This is a genomic window from Parabacteroides sp. KHUB-01, assembly GCF_056640935.1.
The window spans coordinates 1347333-1367794 of record NZ_CM153256.1 but is presented as its reverse complement, the minus strand read 5'-3'; the positions used below and the strand labels follow the sequence as shown (position 1 = coordinate 1367794).

Genomic DNA, 20462 nt, shown 5'->3' with positions numbered 1-20462 from the left:
TCTTGATTTTATTAATTATCTGATAAACAGGTTTGTGTATTTTGAATAAAATAGAGAGGAAAGTATATCCTTTAATATAATATTTAGGTCCAGACTCCAAAACTATTCGGGTCCGGACCTAAATATTATTCCTGATATGAAAATAATCCGTCTTTTCAGTTATTCTGATCAGGTTTCATTACGACGCCCAAGCTTCTTTTACCATCCATTTTTATAATCATAGGCTTTTCTAGTCTTACGTGGCGCAGATATTGAGTTTCCTCGACTGCCGGAATATTGTTGAGATATTCTTCATCGAACCATCCGTCGCCTTTGAATGGATTTATTGTAAAATAACCTACGCCGAAAGATGTCAGATTCTGGAAGAAATGAGTTCCCTGGCTAGGATCGATTCTGTAGTTTTCCAAGCCACATTCAACTATTACCCGCGCATTACTGATATGGGGCCATTTTACGGGAATACCAAGCCAATGATCGCTGCTTCCCCATCTGCCCGGACCAACAAGGATATAACTTTCCGAACGTTCGGTAAATGCTCTGTTCAGTTTCTCAATCTCATAAGCTATGAGTTGATTGTTGGCAGAATTGAATGCTTCGCTCTTTACATATATAATATCTTTTACATCATTTACGATGCCATGACCCAATACGCTAGTTGATGAAAGAATCGTATCTTCATTCTTTACCAATGAAAGATCTTCTTCCATAACTTCTTTATTGTCCACAATAGGTCTTATTTGCAGAAGATAGAATGTTGCCTTTTTAGGGTCATTTATATCCATGTTTACTGCAAACTCAATTTCTATAGGACGACCCATTTCATCTTGTCCGATATGCAATATCTGATCTAATGTCTGAGCCAAAGGAAAGACATCGTGCTGCAGGATATTGACGAATGATATGATTTTTCTTCCGCCAGGATAGAAACCGTCGCGGATTATCTGGTCATACGGGTCATATGTGGAAACTATATATCTTAGCGAACCGTCAGCCTCTGCGTTCTTTAGGTTTAATTTTACGAGGTTAAATGCATCGTCAGTGTCAAAGTCTTCAGCCATATTATCCAAGTCCAGAGCATAGAATCTTGTCTGAGTTTCTCTCAATGCAAAATCCATAGTGCTCATCTGAAGAATATTGTGCGGATGTCTTGGTGAGAATCTTAATGTCACACCTCCGTCAACGATGTATTTACCCAAACCTAAAGCGATATTTGCAATTCCGTCCTCTGCTTTTTCGTTGCCTATAGGATAGAAATTCAGAGAGCGTGCAACACCGGAAATGGTAGGATAGAAATGATTGTTATATCGTGTTCCTATTACTTCCTGCAATACAACGGCCATCTTTTCCTGGTCAATGATATTTGAGGTTGCCGTCATGTATGCTTTACTGTCACGATAGAAAACAGAAGCATAGACAGCCTTTATGGCATTGCTGACAGTTCGGAGCATCTCATATTTGTCCTCAATCTTAGGAACCATATATGTAGAATATATTCCGGCGAATGGCTGATAATGCGAATCCTCAAGCAAGCTGGATGACCTGACCGCTATCGGACTTTTCACAACATCAAAGAATGCCATCAAATCCTCAATAAGCCTTTTAGGTAAGCTAGCATGAAGGAAATATTTCAGAATTGTTGCATCGTCAACATCGCTTAATGCTATCGGATATAATTCGTTTGTTTCCATAAATTCATCGAATATATCCGTACAGATAACAACAGTCTTTGGAATATTAACCTGGAAATTCTCATGATCCAACTTTGGATATCGTTTTATCATCGCTCCGATAAATGCCAGACCACGCCCTTTTCCTCCAAGAGAACCGTCACCAATACGTGCGAAGTTGCTGTATTCGTCAAATCTTTCCTTCTGGTATATGGCAACAACTCCGGCATTCTTCATCCTTCTGTATTGCACAATAAGGTCGAAAATTAATCTTCTCGCCTCGTCCATGTTTTTATAATCAGAAACATCAACATGTTTCAACACTTCTGCAGGCGGAAACATCGCTCTTGAATAGAAGAAACGTGAGAAATGATTTCGGCTTAAGTGATATACCAGTGAATCGTCCGGTATTTGGAAAATTTTTACCTGAAGGTCTTTCAGGTCTTTTATCCTCATGATTTCTTCTTTTGTGTGGGGATTGAGAATTACGAAATCACCAAACCCAAAGCGCTGCATTATTTTCTTTCGCAAATCTTGCGGATAGCTTTTTGAGTTTTTGTCGATAAAAGATGCGCTTAGCTCTTTGGCATAAACCTCGTTGCTGGCTTCGGAAGATTCGAGTATGAAAGGAATAATCAATCCGGTTTTACGCACGTATTGTCCGAATTTATATCCGGCAAAAGGATCTTTTGCTCCTTCGCGCATAAAACTCATATCTGAAATTATTCCTAATATATTGTTCTTGTATTGTTCAAATATTCTTATTGCTTCCTCATAGTTTCTGGCAAGTTTAATTTTTGGTCTTCCGCGCATTCTTAATGTGCGCTGGTGGTCGTTGAGTGCCTCTTTCGAGAATTCCTGGCTTTGCTCAAGGACAAACTTGTAGAGGTGCGGCAAAGCGGATGAATAAAATCTTATAGAGTCTTCAACAAGAAGTATAATTTGAACTCCTACGCTTGCCACGTCTTCCGGAGCATTCATCTTGTCCTCGATAAGTTTGATTATGGCAAGTAGCAAGTCTGTGTTTCCAAGCCAACTGAACACATAGTCAATGGCACTCAGATCCTCATTGGCAACCCTCTTTGAAACTTCTTTGGAAAAAGGAGTAAGAACTACTATCGGTATGTTTGGGTAGTGAACTTTTATTTCTTTTGCAGCTGAAAATATGTCCCTGTGGTCCATATTCGGCATACATATTATAAGTTCGAAGTTCCTGTCCTTAAGCTCAGCCAAAGCTTCTTCTTCTGTAGTCACCTGTGTGAATCGTGGAGGATAGCGCAAACTTAATGATGTATATTCATTGAATATCTGTTCATCAACTCGCCCGTCGTCTTCAAGCATGAAAACATCGTATTTTGTCGCAATCAATAGTACGTTGTAGATACGCTTGTTCATAAGATTGGCAAAAGGCGTGTCTCTCAGAACCAACTCTTTTAGATTTGGAATACCGCTCATAAATACGTTATTTTTATATCTGCAAATATTATGTTTCCTGCAAAAAGCCTGATACAAGCTTTATTTAAGAAACTGTTTTTTATTTGTTTTTGTTTTTGGCGCACCAAAATTTGTAAAATCTGTAACCCTCAAATAAAACACCCATAATAGCTCCGCCCAGCAATCCATATGTTATAGCTAAAGATTTTATATCAAAATTGTTGCGGATAGCAAGTCCAATAATAATTCCGGCGAATAAGAATACTCCTAAAAAAGGAGATGGGTTAAATTGTTTACTGTCGTTTTCCATGATACTCAGATTATAATTTTTTTCGTGTTTGTTTAAGTTATTCTGTTATCATATTATTTCATGGAAAATCTATCCCCAATATTATAGTATGAATAACAACTTCACTTTATGCAAAGTTATAATATTCCTTTATTAAACGGACTGTGAAAAAGTTAGTTTTTCAACATAAAAACGCCTTATATTAATTATTTAACTCAACTTTCCCTAGTTCTACATTTTGTGGATTTATAGAATTTAATTGTTTGTATTAATTTGTTGTAAATTAAATAATTGTATTTCCACGAAATTTTCAGAGCTTGGAAAACTTTTTTCATAATATATGAAACAAAAGTTTCACAATATATGAAAAAATATTTTCATAATATATGGAAAAAGTTTTTCACAATATATGAAACAGTTGGTATCATTAGCATTAAAAACTGAAGTATTAAATATTCAATCTTCGTTAAGTTAACTTTCAATCAGCTTATCTACTTGTCAACTTGTCTCTGAAGCCTTGTTAACTATAAAAGTTGATATATATATGTCATAAATTCCAACTAATTCAGTACCTTTGCCAACTAGTACGTAGTGAATAAAAAATTATGGCATCAAAGATTACTAAAGGTATAATAATTACTTGTTGGGCCTTATTCTTCATTGGAGTGGCTGTTGTATTTTTCCTGTTCTCATCCATAGCAAACGGTTCTATCGGTTATATGCCACCGGTGGAGCAATTGGAAAATCCAATTGATAAATATGCTTCTCAGATAATATCTTCGGATGGAAAAACTTTGGGTAGTTACGCCCATAGTCAGGATAACCGTATATATGTTAACTATAAAGATTTGTCACCATATCTTGTTAATGCACTTATTGCAACAGAAGATGTCCGTTTCGCATCTCATAGCGGTATAGATATGCAAGGACTTTTACGTGCAGTGGTTAAGCGCGGAATACTTATGCAGAAGAGTGGTGGTGGCGGAAGTACCATTACACAGCAGTTGGCAAAACAGCTCTTCTCGCCAAGTGCCGACAATATGATGGAGCGTCTGTTCCAGAAACCTATCGAATGGGTTATTGCTGTTCAGTTGGAGCGTTATTACACAAAGGAAGAGATTATCAATATGTATCTGAACAAGTTCGACTTCCTTTATAATGCCGTAGGTATTCAGTCTGCAGCAAGAGTATATTTTGGAAAGACTCCTAAAACTCTGAAAATAGAAGAAGCTGCAACTTTGATAGGAATGTGTAAGAATCCTTCATATTTCAATCCGGTTAGACGTAACGAAAGAACTCGCGGACGCCGAAACACAGTTTTGGATTTGATGGCTAAAGCAGGATATATTTCAGCGGCAGAATGCGACTCGTTGAAGAAACTTCCTTTGGTTCTTCATTTTACAAGACTTGACCATAAAGACGGATTGGCTCCATATTTCCGTGAATATCTGCGATTGACATTGACAGCAAAGAAACCGAACAGAAAGAATTACGCTTCATGGCAGGAGCAGAAATTCAAGGAAGACTCAACAGCATGGGAGAACGACCCGATGTATGGCTGGTGTAACAAAAACAAGAAAGCCAACGGCGAAAACTATAATATCTACACAGACGGTCTTAAGATTTATACAACAATTGATTCCAGAATGCAGCAATATGCTGAAGAATCAGTTCGTGAACACGTAGGCAAAACTCTTCAGCCTGTTTTCTTCAAGGAAAAGAAAGGTAAGAGCAATGCTCCTTTCTCTAAGGATATTACCAAGGGACAGGCGGATACAATCATTATGCGTGCAATGCATCAGACAGACCGCTACCGTGCGATGAAGAAAGCTGGAATGAGTGAGAGTGAAATGAGAAAAGTCTTCAACGAACCTGTTGATATGAGAGTGTTCAGCTGGGACGGACCGATTGACACAATTATGTCGCCATGGGATTCAATCCGCTATCACAAGTCGTTTTTGCGTAGTGCCTTTATGTCAATGGACCCGCGAACCGGACATGTCAAGGCTTACGTAGGAGGAATTGATTACAATAGTTTTCAGTATGATGTGGTAAATGGTGGCCGCCGTCAGATTGGTTCAACAATCAAACCTTATCTTTATTCGTTGGCTATGATTGAAGGTATCAGTCCTTGCGATGAGATGCTTCATGTGCAGCAGCAGCTGACTGACGAAAACGGAAAGCTTTGGATTCCTCGAAACTCCAACAAAAAACGTATCGGCGAGATGGTTACAATCCAGTGGGGATTGCAGAATTCTGACAACTGGGTAACTGCATATCTGATGGGCAAACTTTCTCCTTATACATTTGTTCGCCTGCTTCATTCATTCGGATTGAAAGGAGAGATTGACCCGGTTGTTTCAGTTTGTCTTGGAACTCCGGACGTGTCGGTAGGGGAAATGGTCAGTGCTTATACCACATTCTCAAATAAAGGAATACGAGTTGCTCCGCTTTATGTTACACGTATCGAAGACTCGTATGGAAATACTATTGCAAACTTCACTCCTAAGATGAATGAAGTGTTGCCGGAAGACGCTTCTTATAAAATGTTGCATATGCTTAAGAGCGTTATTGATGGCGGAACCGGTGGACGTGTCAGAGGACGTTACGGTATAAAAGCCGAAATGGGAGGTAAGACAGGAACAACACAGAACAACTCTGATGCTTGGTTTATGGGATTCACTCCAACTCTTGTGTCTGGTTGCTGGGTTGGTGGAGAAGAACGTTCAATTCATTTCGACAGAATGGAATGGGGACAAGGAGCTGCATCTGCTCTTCCTATATATGCCCTTTATATGCAGAAAGTATATAAGGATAAATCTTTAGGATATAGCGAAGACGATGTTTGGGAAATCCCTGAACAATATGCTAATCCTTGCAGCTCGGAAAAAGAAGTTGTAAATGATGAGCGTGAAACTACAGTTGGTGGTATTGACGAAATGTTTGATTGATATATAAATTTATCTTTATAATAAAACTCCGTTATATTGTTTGTCGGACAATATAGCGGAGTTTTTTTGTATATTGCAAAATTAAAGTTTAGCAAGTTGCTCAACTAAAAAGTTAACAAGGCTTCGGAGACAAGTTTACAAGGTCAAACTCCTTTTACTTCTTATTTTATATATAATTACTCTTGTCAACTTGTTTTCTTTTCAACTCGTTATCTGAAAGCTGAGCTAACGAAACATAAATTATAATATATAATACCTAGTAATATATGTTTTATGTGGATTTTTTACTAAATGTTAAATATGATGCCCGAATTGAGCATTTGTCAATCTAATTACATATATTTGCTAAGGTTATAGTCGTTAAATCAAAACAAAATGTTATGATAAACCGTGAGTTAGTCAATCCTCAAAGTATTGTTGTTGTCGGTGGCTCCAACAATGTTCACAAACCGGGCGGTCGCTTGGTTCGTAATTTATTGGACGGAAAATATAAAGGTGAACTTTATGTGGTAAACAAGAAGGAAACAGACGTTCAAGGTCTGAAATCATATCCTTCAGTTAAAGATATTCCGGAAACGGAGATGGCAATTCTGTCTATTCCCGGACCGGCTTGTCCTGATGCCGTAGAGGTTTTGGCAAAGGAAAAAGGAGTGAAAGCTTTCATTGTTGTTTCTGCCGGTTTTGGTGAAGAAACAAAAGAAGGCGCAGCTCTTGAAGCCAGAATGCTTCAGATTATCAATGAAGCAGGAGCTTCTCTGATTGGTCCGAACTGTATCGGTCTGATGAACATGAACTTTCACGGTGTCTTCACTTTGCCTATACCTGAATTTCATCCGGAAGGAGTTGATTTCATTTCCAGCTCCGGCGGAACTGCATTGTTTATTATCGAATCAGCTCTTACAAAAGGATTGCGTTTCTCATCAGTATGGTCTGTAGGTAATTGCACTCAGAATGGAGTTGAGGATATATTGGAATATATGGATAAGAACTTTGACCCGGTAATGGATTCAAAGATAAAGATGCTTTATCTGGAACAAATCAAGAATCCGGACAAACTTTTGTTCCATGCTTCTTCTCTTATCCGCAAAGGTTGTAAGATTGCTGCTATCAAAGCCGGAAGTACAGATTCCGGAAAGCGTGCCGCTTCATCACACACTGGCGCTATCGCAAATGCTGATTCTGCGGTTGAGGCTTTGTTCCGTAAAGCCGGAATCGTAAGATGTTTCAGTCGTGAGGAACTTACCACTGTTGCAAGTATATTCACACTTAAGGAAGTGAAAGGCAAGAACTGTGCGATTGTAACTCACGCCGGCGGTCCGGCTGTTATGCTTGCCGATGCTTTGTCAAAAGGAAGACTGAATGTGCCGGATTTGAACGGACCTATTGCTGAAGAACTGAAAACTAAACTTTATCCTGGTGCAGCAGTTGGAAATCCTATCGATATCATTGGTACAGGTACTCCGGAGCATCTTGCCACAGCAATTGACTATTGCGAAAACAGATTCGACAATATCGACCTTATGATGGTTATCTTCGGTAGCCCGGGTTTGGTTAAGCTTTATGACGCATATGAAGTTCTTCACAAGAAAATGGAAGAATGCAAGAAGCCTATTTTCCCTGTGCTTCCGTCAATTGTTACAGCTGGTCCGGAAGTTCAGAGTTTTGTGAAGAAAGGGCATGTGAATTTCTCTGACGAAGTTACACTTGGTACGGCATTGGCACGAGTAATCAATACTCCTAAACCTGCAAGTACAGATATTCAGCTTTATGGAGTTGACGTTCCTGAAGTTCGTCGAATCATTGACCGTTTGCCTGAGAGCGGATATTTGAATCCTTTGGATACTCGCGAGCTTCTTAAGGCTGCAAATATTCCTTTGGTTGAGGAATTCTCTTCAGATAATAAAGAAGAGATTATCAATTTTGCAAAATCAGTTGGTTTCCCAGTTGTTGCTAAAGTTGTTGGTCCTGTCCACAAGAGCGACATTGGCGGAGTTGCATTGAATATACCTTCAGAAGAACATCTTGCTCTTGAATATGACAGAATGATGAAACTTCCGGGCGTGACAGGCATTCTTGTTCAGCCGATGTTAAAAGGTCAGGAACTTTTCCTTGGCGCTAAATATGAGAATCGTTTCGGTCATGTTGTCGTATGTGGTCTTGGCGGAATATTCGTGGAAGTGCTTAAGGATGTGACTTCTGGTCTTGCTCCTCTGTCATACGAAGAAACATATTCAATGATTCACTCTCTTCGCGGTTATCCAATTATTAAAGGTACACGTGGTCAGAAAGGAATCGATGAGCAGCAATATGCAGATATTATTGTCCGCTTGTCAACATTGCTTCGTTTTGCTACGGAAATAAAGGAAATGGACATCAATCCGCTTCTTGCAACAGAAAGAGGTTTGTTTGCTGTCGATGCCCGTATAAGAATTGAAAAGTAAATAATTTAAGTTTCGCAAGTTGCTCAACTTAAAAGTTAACAAGGCTTCAGATACAAGTTGACAAGGTCAGAACACTTATAATTTCATGAATTATTATCCGAAATTCTTGTCAACTTGTCTTCTCGCCAACTTGTATCTGACACCTTGTTAACTACAATTTATAAGCTATTCCAAGAGACAAATAAATATTGTACATATTATAGCTCAGCCCGTCAAAATCCGAAGGGAAAATAGGAATCAATCCCCACGATAATTGTCCCGTAACAGCCATTTTTTCTGTGAAAAACCAATCAGCCGAAGCCATAAGTCCGCAATCAAATCGCTTTACTTTGTCTGCGAAATCGTAAGTAGCAGATTCAACATTTATACGTTCTCCGGTCGGTCCGCCGTTCCTTATGTAACCGTCGGAAGCAGTTCCTTCAAATTTGGCGTTATTCTGCACAGCAACATATCCGCCAAAACGCACTCTCCAAATTTCGTTTGGACGATAAGCTGCCAGAACAGGAATCACAAGGTAATCATTTCTCATGTCCGTTGTGTTTTTTCCGGAGAAAGTGCCTGAGAAAGTACCGGTGTTGTCGCCTTCGCCCACAACGAGATTCGTTTGGAGATATTTCACTTCAGCTCCGATTTTCATACCTTTAAGGTCGATAGCTAATCCACTGCTAATTCCCCATTTAGGAGACAGCCAGCGAGTTGCCTGAAAAGCAAGAGTTCCTCCGAATCCAGGTTTCCAATAGTTTATTTTTCTTATTTCCGCAGGTAAAGGAAGTGGAGATGTTCCTCCAATATTATATCCTGCAAAAACCTTACATTCCCAATTACTTGAAAACTCCTGTGCCTTGGCAAAAGAAGCCGATAAAAAGGAAATACCTGCTATTGCCAATATCTTTATATATTTATTCATCTTTTTACCTCCTGTATTTTTACTCTGTTACAATCTCAACATCATCAACAATAAGTTTGCTTCCCGGCGTTCCTTCATATCTGTCGCCATAAAAACTTGAAGAAAATACCAATGCAAGTTTGTAGGAATATTTGCTGAAATCAACTTCAATATCGTTTTTCTTCACGAAAGGAATTTCAAACGGAATCATTTCCTCTCCTGGGGTTGAAGAACGGTCCGGCAACATTGCCATTGATATTATGTTTTTATGTGTCATAATATTCGTGCCGTCAAGAGTTTTAAGATTATCATCAATCTTATAAAATACAGCATAAATAGCACATGAGTCTTTTCTTGAAGGGTTTACTTTACCATCTCGTTCTATATAGCTTCCACTTCCGGATTTATAGTTATAATATCCTTTCAGTGTCACAGGCTTTTGGTTGAAAGGCTGTCCCATTTCCGTAGCTGTCAGCGGATTTGCCAAAGCATTCAGAAGGTTCATTGTGCCGGTAAATAAAGAACCGGCTATTACCGGAATATATTGGAGACCAAGAATACTTCCCGGACCTTCTTTTGTTATGATTTCTGCTGCCTTGCCACCGTTCAGCTCAATGGAATGCGTAGGATATAATGACGGGTCGCTGAACTGCTGGTACAAAGAAACGCCCTGATTACTTGACGAGAAAATATTGAAAGTAGTTCCATTGTCCAATAGCTGTATTGGATATTCGTAGTTCAGAGTCGAATTTGTCTGCCAGTTGTTGAAATTGAATTTTTTCATCAAAGGAGTAAACACGTCATCCGTCATTGGTATTATATTTACTGTATATTCACGAGTATGGATTCCGTCCTCAGCAGTAACAGTGTATATTACAGGATCAGTAAAATCTTGTGCAGTTCCTGATGCCGGTGAAAGAGTTGATTTGTCGTTTACCTCCAATGTCGGAGTGATGTTAGTGAGGTCTGTGTCTTCATTCACAAATACTTCAATAGTATTTGTTCCTTGGTTTATTACCGGAGTACTGAATGCAATCTTTTCAGGAATGGAGAAACTTGTTATTTCTGCTTCCGGACAAAGAGGCTCATCTTTGATGCAACTGTTTAGAGCCAATAAAGCAATGTTGCACAATATTAAAATTTTATTCTTCATGCTATATCCTATTTTGTTGAATAACAACTGTAATGATAGATAAGTTTCTGAGTTTATAAGTTTTTAAGTTCAGTTTACAAGTAAACAAGGTTATGGATACGATATAAATATTCTGAAGTCCTTAAAGTTTACCTATTATGTAACTTCACTCTAACTTAATCACTTATGGGCAAACTTACATAATAAAATGTGTTTTACTTGATTTTTATCAAGTTTTTTATCTTGGCTCATTATTTGCTAGATTAATTGTCAGATATTCGAAATCATTTAATAAATTTGAGAAATTGTTAACAACCTTATAAAACAATAATAAAATAACCATGAATAATAAGGAAAAGAAAAACGGAATGAACCGTAGGGAGTTTTTGGGTTTGTCTGCTTTAGGTTTAGCTAGTTTGACAATTTTGCCAAGTTGGAAAATTGATGGTGTTAGAATTGCACCGAGTGACAGAGTTGTTCTTGGATTTATCGGTTTAGGACAGCAGGCATTATCAGATTTTAAAGGCTTTGCTGCTTGTCCAGGAGTTCAGGTCGCAGCATGTTGCGATGTTGATACAATGAAAACTGAACGTTTCCGTCGTCGTGTAGCAGAATGGCAGGCTGCCAAAGGAATGAACCAGCGTTGTGATAAGTATGAATTTTATGAAGATTTGTTGAACAGAAAAGATATTGACGCAGTTGAAGTTGCTACACCAGACCATTGGCACGCATTGAATACAATACATGCATGTCAGTCAGGAAAAGATGTATATTGCCAGAAACCATTGGCATTCACAATAGCTGAAGGTCTTGCTATGGTGCGTGCTGTACGCGATAACCGCAGAGTATTGCAGGTAGGAAGCCAGCAGCGTTCAAGCAAGGAATTCCAGAAAGCTATCGAATTGGTTCAATCAGGAGCTATCGGTCATATCGAAAAGATTTATGCTCGCGTTGGAGAACCACCTAAACCTCTTGATTTGCCGGAAATGCCAGTTCCTGCAAATTTGAACTTCAATCAGTGGATGGGTCCGTTGAACGATCCGAAGATTCATTATCATCCAGACTTGTGTCCTCCTATTTCTTTGGATCCTGAAGAAAATGAAAAACTGTGGGGTGCTTGGCGTTGGTATAGCGAAACAGGTAATGGTTACACAGCAGACTGGGGTGCGCATATGTTTGATATTGCCCAAGCTGCAATCGGTATGGATGGTTCAGGTCCTGTTGAGTTTATTCCTAAAGGATACAATGGCGCCAAATATGCAGCAATGAGATATGCAAACGGAATTGTGATGACAGAACAGCCTTATTTGGATGACAATGATTCTGCTCAGGGAATCAAGTTCATTGGTGATGAAGGCTGGATTGAAGTTGCCCGTGGTTATTTGGCATGTTCTGATCCTTCAAAAGTTCCGGCTGAATTGGCAGGTAAACGTCCGTTGACTCCAGAGCAGATGAAGAAATACTGGGAAGAAATGAAGAAGAAAATGGAAGCGGAGAAGAAAAACAAGAAGAGCAAAGGTGGCATGGCTGGCGAATATGAAACAAGTGCTCCTCATATGCAGAACTTCATCGACTGCGTACGTTCACGCAAGAATCCTATCGCTCCGGTTGAAGTTGGTTGCAGCACAAACACTCTATGCTGCTTGAACAATATCGCACGCGAATTAGGTCGTCCGGTTAAATGGGATCCTGCAACATTGTCGTTTGGCGATGACAAGGAAGCTGCTGCTCATCGCTTGTACTGGTATCAGTATCGTAATCCGTATTCATTGCCTTATTTCGATAAATAAGAGTCTAACGAAACTTAAATGATATTATTATAAACGCAGGACAGAGTTCATTCTCTGCTCCTGCGTTTTTTTGTACAGGGCAACCGCATCAAAATTTGTAATCATCAGTGAAGTGTTTATCTGTGCCTCACCTTAGATTTGCAGCGGCAAACCGAAACAGAAATAGAAATGATAAATTTGCAGTGAAATGAATCCATCCAAGTATTTTTCAGAAGTTACCGATCCTCGTGTAACAGGTCGTTGTCTACATTTGTTGTCAGACATATTAATGATAGGTTTGTGTACTTACCTGACAGGCGGAACAGATTATGAGGATATGCGTCTGTTTACCTTGGAACGTGGAGAAAAACTTAAGGATATGCTTTCACTTCCTCACGGTGTACCTTCAAAAGATACGTTTGAGCGTGTGTTTCAACGCATAGACCCAACCGAATTAGAACATTGTCTTTGTAGTTATGGGAAGTCAATCCTGTCGGATTTATCAGAAAAACAGATTGTTATAGACGGGAAGAAGCAAAGTGGGACATCGCCGACCTCTCGCGGGAATAAAGGTCTGTACATTTTGAATGCCTGGGTAAGCGAGAACGAATTCTGTATATATCAGAAAAAAGTGGAAGACAAGTCCAATGAGATAACAGCCATTCCCGAAGTGTTGTCAGCCATAGATATTGAGGATGCAGTTATATCCATAGACGCTATGGGAACGCAACGTGAGGTTGTAGACTTGATACTTGAAAAGAAGGGGCATTATCTATTGTCGGTAAAAGGTAATCAGAAGTCTCTATATGAGGATATTGAATGTGCTTTTAAAGTACACGGCGGCCTTGATTCGGATACGACTGTGGAAAAAGACCATGGAAGGATAGAAGTCAGGAAATGCAGCATTCTTCCAGCCATGGAATATCTGCTTCCGGAAACCATTCAATCTTGGAAAGGACTAGGGACGATTGTAAAAATGGAATCAAGTAGGGAGATGAACGGGAAAACGGCTCTTGAAACCAGATATTATATCAGTGACGAGCAAGGATTAAGTGCGTCTTACTTTCAAAAAATAATAAGAGGACACTGGAGTATTGAGAACCAACTGCATTGGCATTTGGACGTTACTTTTAAAGAGGATGATTGCAGAGCGAGGAAAGGATATTCATCACAAAACCTGTCAGTGATTAGAAAAGTGGCTTTACATATCATCTCTGAACAAAAGGATAAGTTAAGCCTTAAAAAAAGACTTTACAAGGCAGCTTTGGATATTAACTATTTAAAAAAGTTATTGCAGTTCTGACCGGATGATCTGAATCATAAAAAAGAGGCCTCTTTTTATAAGAGACCTCTCATAAGATCTTACGAATCATAGTCGAAAGACTTTGGTTGTAAAATCGACACGTAAAAAATCCAATCGCTAAGGTTGTTTTTCATAGTTAAGGTTTTGCTATCCGCAATATCCGCTTTATTTCCCAAATAACACATTTTTTTCAGAACTATTTTAACAAACCTGTTGCAAAACATATTTTGAATGGAATTTTGGTGCGGTTGCCCTGTTTTTTGTATGCAATTGTGTGGGTGGTTTGTCTAAATTTTGTATCTTTAGGATTTAATGTTAATCGGGATACTTTTATATAGCTATCTCTTTTTCAAAAATCATAAAACAAAATTTCGTATAAAACTATATGACTTTATATTCAATATTAGATACTGATTTGTATAAGTTTACCACATCTTATGCTTATATAAAATTGTTCCCTTATGCAATGGGAACATTTGCGTTTACCGACCGCGACGAAACGGAATACAGTGAAGAATTTCTTTCTGAACTTAAATCTGCAATCAAATCATTGGCCGCAGTAAGGCTAACTGAGGAGGAAAAAGATTATATGTATGCTCATTGCCGTTTCATCCCTTTGGCTTATTGGGAATGGTTGTCGTCTTTCCGTTTCGAGCCGGAAAAGATAAATGTCTATCTTGATGATAAAAAGCATTTGCATATGGAAGTGACAGATTTTCTTTATAAAGTCACTTTATATGAAGTTCCGCTGCTTGCAATTGTATCTGAGATTAAGAATAAGTATTCAGGACATAAGGTGGACAGGGAATATGTGCTGTCCAGATTGAAGGAAAAGGTAGAATTGTCAAATCAAAACAAGATGCCATTTTCCGAATTTGGAACACGACGCAGATTCTCATACGAAGTTCAGGAGTTGGTTATAGATTATCTGAAGAAGAATTCTCTTTACTGCACCGGAACATCAAACTGTCATCTGGCTATGAAATATAATATGCTGATGATGGGAACTCATCCACACGAATGGTTTATGTTTCATGGTGCACAGTTCGGATATAAGCATGCCAATTATATGGCTCTTGAGAACTGGGTCAATGTTTATGACGGAGACCTTGGTACTGCGCTTTCAGATACTTATACTTCAGATTCTTTTCTGTCGAATTTTAGCCGTAAGCAAGCAAAACTGTTTGATGGTGTGCGTTGTGATTCTGGCGACGAATTTGAATTTATCGACCGCCTTATTGCCCGTTATCAGGAATTGGGAATAGACGCCACTACCAAGACTATTATTTTCAGCAATGCTTTGGACTTTGAGAAAGCTCTGAGAATATATAATTATTGCAGCGGAAAGATACGCTGTGCATTTGGTATCGGTACAAATCTTACCAACGATACAGGATATAAACCTTCTAATATAGTCATGAAACTTACTCAATGTAAGATGAACAAGAATCAGGAGTGGCGCGAATGCATAAAACTTTCTGATGATTTGGGAAAACATCTTGGAAGCGGAACTGAGGTGGATGCTTGTCTTCATGAACTGCGACTTGTTTAAGTAATTATAGATACGAGTTGACAAGAAAACGAGTTGACAAGAAAACGAGTTGACAAGAGTTATTAATATAATTAAAGGGTGTTTGACCTTGTCAACTTTTAAGTTGAGTAACCTGCGAAATAGAAATAATTGATATTTTATGAAAAGAATACAGAAATTCATTGCCGGAAAAGATTTTAAGGCAAACGGAAATATACTATCTTCTGTTACAGTAGTTGAACTGGCGGAAAAATGCGAAGCAGAATATGCCATGTTATATCTTTCAGAGTCATTGATAAACATGGGATTGTTTGCCGAAGAACGTTTCCTTCAAATAGCAGACGATAGCCGTGCTTCAATGGTATATGCAGATTATTATGAAGAGAGTGAAGATGCATTACAGCCACATCCGCTGATAGAATATCAGGAAGGCAGTTTGCGTGATGACTTTGCTTTCGGTCCGGTTCTTTTAGTTCGTGTGTCTGCTTGGCGTGAAGCCTTGCTTTCGCTAAATACTGAGTATGAGTTTGCCGGACTATATGCCTTGCGTCTGGCTTTGTCGCGAATAGCTCCGATAGTTCATATTGATGAATATCTGTATTCTGTCAAGGAAATTGATACTCGTGCTTCGGGAGAGAAAATTTTCGACTATGTAAATCCTCGTAACAGACAAGTTCAGATTGAAATGGAAAAAGCATGCACTGAGCATCTCAAAGTAATCGGAGCATATCTTTCACCTGTTTTCAAGGAAATAGACTGGAGCAAGGATTCTGCTTCGTTTGCTGTTGAGGCGAGTGTTATCATTCCTGTACGTAACAGAGTGCGTACAATACGTGATGCCATAAAGTCTGTATTGGCACAGAAAACGAATTTCAATTTTAATCTTATAGTTATAGATAATCATTCTACCGACGGAACAACTGAAGCCATAGGTGAGTTTGCTTCGGACAGCCGACTGGTACATATAATTCCGGAACGCAAGGATTTGGGAATTGGTGGTTGTTGGAACACAGGTGTTCATCATCCTTCATGCGGAAAGTTTGCTGTCCAGTTGGATAGTGACGATGTTTATAGCTCTGAGAATACTTTGCAGAAAGTGGTTGATACTTTCTATGAGCAACAATGTGCGATGGTTGTCGGAACATACAGAATGACGAACTTTGCAATGGAGGAAATACCTCCCGGAGTAATCGACCATAAGGAATGGACTTTGGAAAACGGACGCAACAATGCTTTGAGAATTAACGGTCTTGGTGCACCGCGAGCATTCTATACTCCTTTGCTCAGAACTATTAATCTTCCGAACACAAGTTACGGAGAAGATTATGCACTTGGTTTGCGTATTAGCCGTGAATACAGAATTGGCCGAATTTATGATGTTATTTATCTCTGCCGCAGATGGGAAGATAATTCCGACGCTTCGTTGAGTGTAGAGAAAATGAACAGATATAATTTCTATAAAGACAAACTGAGAACAATCGAGCTTAGAGCACGTTTGTTTCAAAACAAATAACAGACATGGAAAAGTCAGACTATAGCAAGGAAGCACATAGTTTTATAGAAGAACAGAAAAGAAACTGGCCTTTGGCATCGGATAATTTCAAAGCATTATCCGGTGTTATGGTCCGTAATCTTAATGTTTGCGGCGAACAGATTAAGGTACAGTTTAATCCCGCCCGTATTGTTTCTTCAGCTGCAAAAATAGATTCCAAGTCTATCAGCGAGCGTCCATGTTTTCTATGTTCTAAAAATTCGCCAACAGAGCAGGGAAGGATGGATATACATGATAAATATTGGTTGCTTTGTAATCCATTCCCGATATTTACGGAACATTTCACCATTCCTTCGCGGATACATGAAGCACAAAGCATATATGATCACTTCACGGAAATGATGGAGCTTTCTGCTTTGTTGTCAGATTATACATTGTTCTACAATGGACCTCGTTGTGGAGCTTCTGCTCCGGACCATTTGCATTTTCAGGCTGTAACATTTGGACAAATGCCATTAGATATTGAAGTGAACAAAAGTTTGGATAATAGTTCATTGCCTGTTATATGCAAGAATGATAAAGCAGTGTTGTATCATTATCTTTCTGACTCTAGAAGTGGTTTTGCTATAGAAGCAAAAGATATAGAATCAGCCTTGTCTTTGTTTCATACATTATATAATGTATTACCTTGTGAGGAAGGAGAAACTGAGCCGAAGATGAATGTATTCTCTTATTTCAAAGGAGAAGTATGGAGAATATTGGTGATACCTCGCAAGCTGCATCGTCCGCGTCAGTATTTCCTGGAAGATGATGGGAAAATATTGACAAGTCCAGGTGCCGCAGACATTGGAGGTTTGTTTATAACACCACGAAAAGAAGATTTTGATAAACTGACTTCAGAAATATTGGAAGATATATATTCTCAGGTTTGTTATAATAGTTTGGAGATAAAATCGATATTACATTAAAAAAACAAGTTGACAAGATTTATCAGCAAATTATCATACTGATATTCTTGTCAACTTGTTTTTTGTTAACTACTGTATCAAGCTTTCTTTCTTGTCACTCTTTTCTTAGCTGCAGGTTTAGCTGCAGATTCCTCGATAATTTTCTTGCATTCATCCAATGATAATTCTGCAGGATTTTCTACCGTTTTAGGAATCTTATAGTTTGCACCTTTGTAAGCAATATAAGGGCCGAATCTTCCTTTCAGAATTTCCAATTCAGGTTCTTCTTCAAATTTTTTCAGGAAACGCTGTTCGTCGCTCTGGCGTTTCTGTTCGATAAGTTCTATTGCTTCTTCTAAAGTGATAGTCAGCGGATCCAATGTTTTTGGAATAGAAACAAACTTTCCGTCATGACGGATAAACGGACCGAAACGGCCGATTGCTGCAACAACTACTTTATCCTCAAATTCACCCAAAGTTCTTGGCAAATCAAATAACTTCAATGCTTCCTCAAGAGTTATTGTCTCGATAGACTGACCTTTGCGCAGAGTTGCAAACTGAGGCTTTTCTGCGTTTTTATCATCCGGATTTGACTGTCCGATCTGAACAACAGGACCGTATCTTCCGATTTTAACGAAAACTGGACGTCCGCTTTTCGGGTCGTTACCAAGACAACGTTCGCCTACTTTATGTTCAGTGCGAATAGCTATAGCCTTTTCTACAATAGGATGGAACATCTTGTAGAAATGGTCAATGGCATCAGTCCAAACCATTTCACCTTCAGCAACGGCATCAAATTCCTTTTCAACATTGGCTGTGAAGTTATAGTCCATAACATCCGGAAAATATTCCATAAGGAAGTCATTAACGACAATACCTATATCTGTAGGCTGCAATTTATTTTTGTCAGCTCCAACTGTTTCAGTCTTTGTAGTTTCTTTGATATCGTTTTTCGAAAGAGTTATAACTGTAAAATTCCTTTCAGAACCTTCACAATCACTCTTTACAACATATTCTCTGTTCTGGATAGTCTGGATAGTCGGTGCGTATGTTGACGGACGACCAATTCCAAGTTCTTCCATTCTACGAACAAGACTTGCTTCCGTATATCGTGGAGGACGTTGCGTGAAACGCTCTGTTGCCGTTATTTGTTTTAATGACAAAGATTCATTAAGTGAAACCTGAGGCAACAGTCCGTTTTCCTGTTCTTTTTCTGTCTCATCATCCGAACTTTCACGATAAACCTGAAGGAAACCATCGAAAACGACAACTTCTCCGGTAGCAATGAATTTTTCTGTCTGACCACCGATTTCAATTGAGATAGTTGTACGTTCCAGTTCCGCATCAGCCATCTGGCAGGCAATAGTACGCTTACGTATCAAATCGTAAAGCTTTTTCTCTTGAGCCGTACCATTTATTTCACTATTACTTATATATGTAGGTCTGATAGCTTCGTGAGCTTCCTGGGCACCTTTGCTTTTAGTATGATACTGGCGGAATTTATAATATTTTTCTCCATAAGTATCCAATATACATTCCTTTGATGTACCAAGAGCCAGGTCACTCAGGTTAACTGAGTCAGTACGCATATATGTAATCAAACCGGATTCATACAAACGCTGGGCAATCATCATTGTCTGAGAAACAGAATATCCCAACTTACGAGCTGCTTCCTGTTGCAATGTTGATGTTGTAAAAGGTGGAGCAGGGGATTTTTTTACCGGTTTTTTAGTTATATCGTTAATTGTGAAAGTTGCATTCTTGCAAGCTTTAAGGAAAGAAACAACTTCTTCTTTTGTTTTGAAACGCTTGTTAAGCTCTGCTTTTAGGATTGTTGTTCCGTCGGGCAATACAAATTGAGCAATAACACGGTATGCAGCTTCAGCTACAAATTCGTTTATTTCTCTTTCGCGTTCTACAATTAGCCTAACAGCAACAGACTGGACGCGTCCTGCAGATAGTGCTGGTTTAACTTTCTTCCATAAAACTGGTGAAAGCTGGAATCCTACGATTCGGTCCAATACTCTTCGAGCCTGCTGTGCATTGACTAAATCCATGTTGATGGAGCGTGGTGTTTCAATAGCATGTAGAATGGCTGTTTTGGTAATTTCATGGAACACAATACGCTGAGTGTTTTCAGGCTGTAAGTCCAAAACTTCATACAAATGCCAAGATATAGCTTCTCCCTCGCGGTCCTCATCGGATGCAAGCCAAACCATCTCTGCATTTTTAGCTTCGGCTTTCAGTTCTGCAACCAGCTTTTTTTTGTCTGCTGGTATAACATATTTCGGAGCATAGTTATGTTCGATGTCAATACTAAATTCTTTTTCTTTCAAATCGCGGATATGCCCGTAGCTTGACATTACTTTGTAGTCTTTACCCAAGAACTTTTCAATTGTCTTAGCTTTAGCGGGTGACTCCACTATGACTAGATTTTTTTGCATATCTTTTGTTTATCTCCGTTTAGAAATCGTGTGCAAACTTACATAAAAATCATTTATTCGTATATATTTTCTCAACATTATATTGTTTTATAATCAATTGTTGTGTTTGTTTTGTCAAAGAAAAAGTAGTTCGTGAAAATTTTTTTTGCAAAAAAACGAAGAAATATTTGCATGAT

Annotated in this window: 12 protein-coding genes; 7 read left to right on the top strand and 5 right to left on the bottom strand. The window is 38.8% G+C overall.

Going from position 1 to position 20462, the window contains the following annotated elements:
- Positions 1-155: 155 nt before the first annotated feature.
- Both ACYIAR_RS06135 and ACYIAR_RS06130 read right to left on the bottom strand, forming a co-directional pair.
- A complete protein-coding gene (locus tag ACYIAR_RS06135; protein WP_480332775.1) occupies positions 156-3122 on the bottom strand; it encodes a PEP/pyruvate-binding domain-containing protein in 2967 nt (988 codons plus the stop codon).
- 79 nt (positions 3123-3201) lie between these two features.
- Positions 3202-3411 (bottom strand): hypothetical protein, encoded by a 210-nt coding sequence (locus ACYIAR_RS06130; protein WP_480332773.1) that lies wholly within the window; start codon positions 3409-3411, stop codon positions 3202-3204.
- A 584-nt stretch (positions 3412-3995) separates the two neighbouring features.
- Here ACYIAR_RS06130 and ACYIAR_RS06125 point away from each other — a divergent pair.
- Both ACYIAR_RS06125 and ACYIAR_RS06120 read left to right on the top strand, forming a co-directional pair.
- Positions 3996-6341, top strand: a complete 2346-nt coding sequence (locus ACYIAR_RS06125; RefSeq protein WP_480332771.1) for a transglycosylase domain-containing protein — start codon at positions 3996-3998, stop codon at positions 6339-6341.
- A 380-nt stretch (positions 6342-6721) separates the two neighbouring features.
- Entirely contained in the window at positions 6722-8782 is a 2061-nt protein-coding gene (locus ACYIAR_RS06120) for an acetate--CoA ligase family protein (protein WP_480332769.1), read from the top strand.
- 151 nt (positions 8783-8933) lie between these two features.
- Here the strand turns inward: ACYIAR_RS06120 and ACYIAR_RS06115 are convergent, their stop codons facing one another.
- Entirely contained in the window at positions 8934-9689 is a 756-nt protein-coding gene (locus ACYIAR_RS06115; RefSeq protein WP_480332767.1) for a porin family protein, read from the bottom strand.
- 19 nt (positions 9690-9708) lie between these two features.
- Positions 9709-10821, bottom strand: coding sequence for a PCMD domain-containing protein (locus ACYIAR_RS06110; protein ID WP_480332765.1), 1113 nt, complete (start codon positions 10819-10821; stop codon positions 9709-9711).
- A gap of 320 nt (positions 10822-11141) precedes the next feature.
- Between ACYIAR_RS06110 and ACYIAR_RS06105 the strand changes: the two genes are divergently transcribed.
- The 5 genes from ACYIAR_RS06105 (at position 11142) to ACYIAR_RS06085 (ending at position 17863) form a co-directional block, all read left to right on the top strand.
- On the top strand, positions 11142-12590 hold the full coding sequence (locus ACYIAR_RS06105; RefSeq protein WP_480332763.1) for a Gfo/Idh/MocA family oxidoreductase: 1449 nt from the start codon (positions 11142-11144) through the stop codon (positions 12588-12590).
- 187 nt (positions 12591-12777) lie between these two features.
- Entirely contained in the window at positions 12778-13872 is a 1095-nt protein-coding gene (locus ACYIAR_RS06100) for an ISAs1 family transposase (RefSeq protein WP_480329149.1), read from the top strand.
- A gap of 385 nt (positions 13873-14257) precedes the next feature.
- Positions 14258-15424 (top strand): nicotinate phosphoribosyltransferase, encoded by a 1167-nt coding sequence (gene pncB / locus ACYIAR_RS06095; protein ID WP_480332761.1) that lies wholly within the window; start codon positions 14258-14260, stop codon positions 15422-15424.
- A 139-nt stretch (positions 15425-15563) separates the two neighbouring features.
- Positions 15564-16916 (top strand): glycosyltransferase family 2 protein, encoded by a 1353-nt coding sequence (locus ACYIAR_RS06090; protein ID WP_480332759.1) that lies wholly within the window; start codon positions 15564-15566, stop codon positions 16914-16916.
- Positions 16917-16921: 5 nt separating this feature from the next.
- Positions 16922-17863, top strand: coding sequence for a DUF4922 domain-containing protein (locus tag ACYIAR_RS06085; RefSeq protein WP_480332757.1), 942 nt, complete (start codon positions 16922-16924; stop codon positions 17861-17863).
- Between the two features lie 77 nt (positions 17864-17940).
- Here ACYIAR_RS06085 and topA read toward each other — a convergent pair whose 3' ends face one another.
- Positions 17941-20286 carry a type I DNA topoisomerase gene (gene topA, locus ACYIAR_RS06080; protein ID WP_480332755.1) on the bottom strand — a complete coding sequence of 782 codons (2346 nt, stop codon included), beginning with the start codon at positions 20284-20286 and terminating at the stop codon, positions 17941-17943.
- Between the last annotated feature and the right edge of the window lie 176 nt (positions 20287-20462).

Excerpts from the sequence above, each read along its gene's own strand:
- ACYIAR_RS06135 (WP_480332775.1), bottom strand. The coding sequence starts at position 3,122 with ATGAGCGGTATTCCAAATCTAAAAGAGTTGGTTCTGAGAGACACGCCT.
- ACYIAR_RS06130 (WP_480332773.1), bottom strand. The coding sequence starts at position 3,411 with ATGGAAAACGACAGTAAACAATTTAACCCATCTCCTTTTTTAGGAGTA.
- ACYIAR_RS06125 (WP_480332771.1), top strand. The coding sequence starts at position 3,996 with ATGGCATCAAAGATTACTAAAGGTATAATAATTACTTGTTGGGCCTTA.
- ACYIAR_RS06120 (WP_480332769.1), top strand. The coding sequence starts at position 6,722 with ATGATAAACCGTGAGTTAGTCAATCCTCAAAGTATTGTTGTTGTCGGT.
- ACYIAR_RS06115 (WP_480332767.1), bottom strand. The coding sequence starts at position 9,689 with ATGAATAAATATATAAAGATATTGGCAATAGCAGGTATTTCCTTTTTA.
- ACYIAR_RS06110 (WP_480332765.1), bottom strand. The coding sequence starts at position 10,821 with ATGAAGAATAAAATTTTAATATTGTGCAACATTGCTTTATTGGCTCTA.
- ACYIAR_RS06105 (WP_480332763.1), top strand. The coding sequence starts at position 11,142 with ATGAATAATAAGGAAAAGAAAAACGGAATGAACCGTAGGGAGTTTTTG.
- ACYIAR_RS06100 (WP_480329149.1), top strand. The coding sequence starts at position 12,778 with ATGAATCCATCCAAGTATTTTTCAGAAGTTACCGATCCTCGTGTAACA.
- pncB (WP_480332761.1), top strand. The coding sequence starts at position 14,258 with ATGACTTTATATTCAATATTAGATACTGATTTGTATAAGTTTACCACA.
- ACYIAR_RS06090 (WP_480332759.1), top strand. The coding sequence starts at position 15,564 with ATGAAAAGAATACAGAAATTCATTGCCGGAAAAGATTTTAAGGCAAAC.
- ACYIAR_RS06085 (WP_480332757.1), top strand. The coding sequence starts at position 16,922 with ATGGAAAAGTCAGACTATAGCAAGGAAGCACATAGTTTTATAGAAGAA.
- topA (WP_480332755.1), bottom strand. The coding sequence starts at position 20,286 with ATGCAAAAAAATCTAGTCATAGTGGAGTCACCCGCTAAAGCTAAGACA.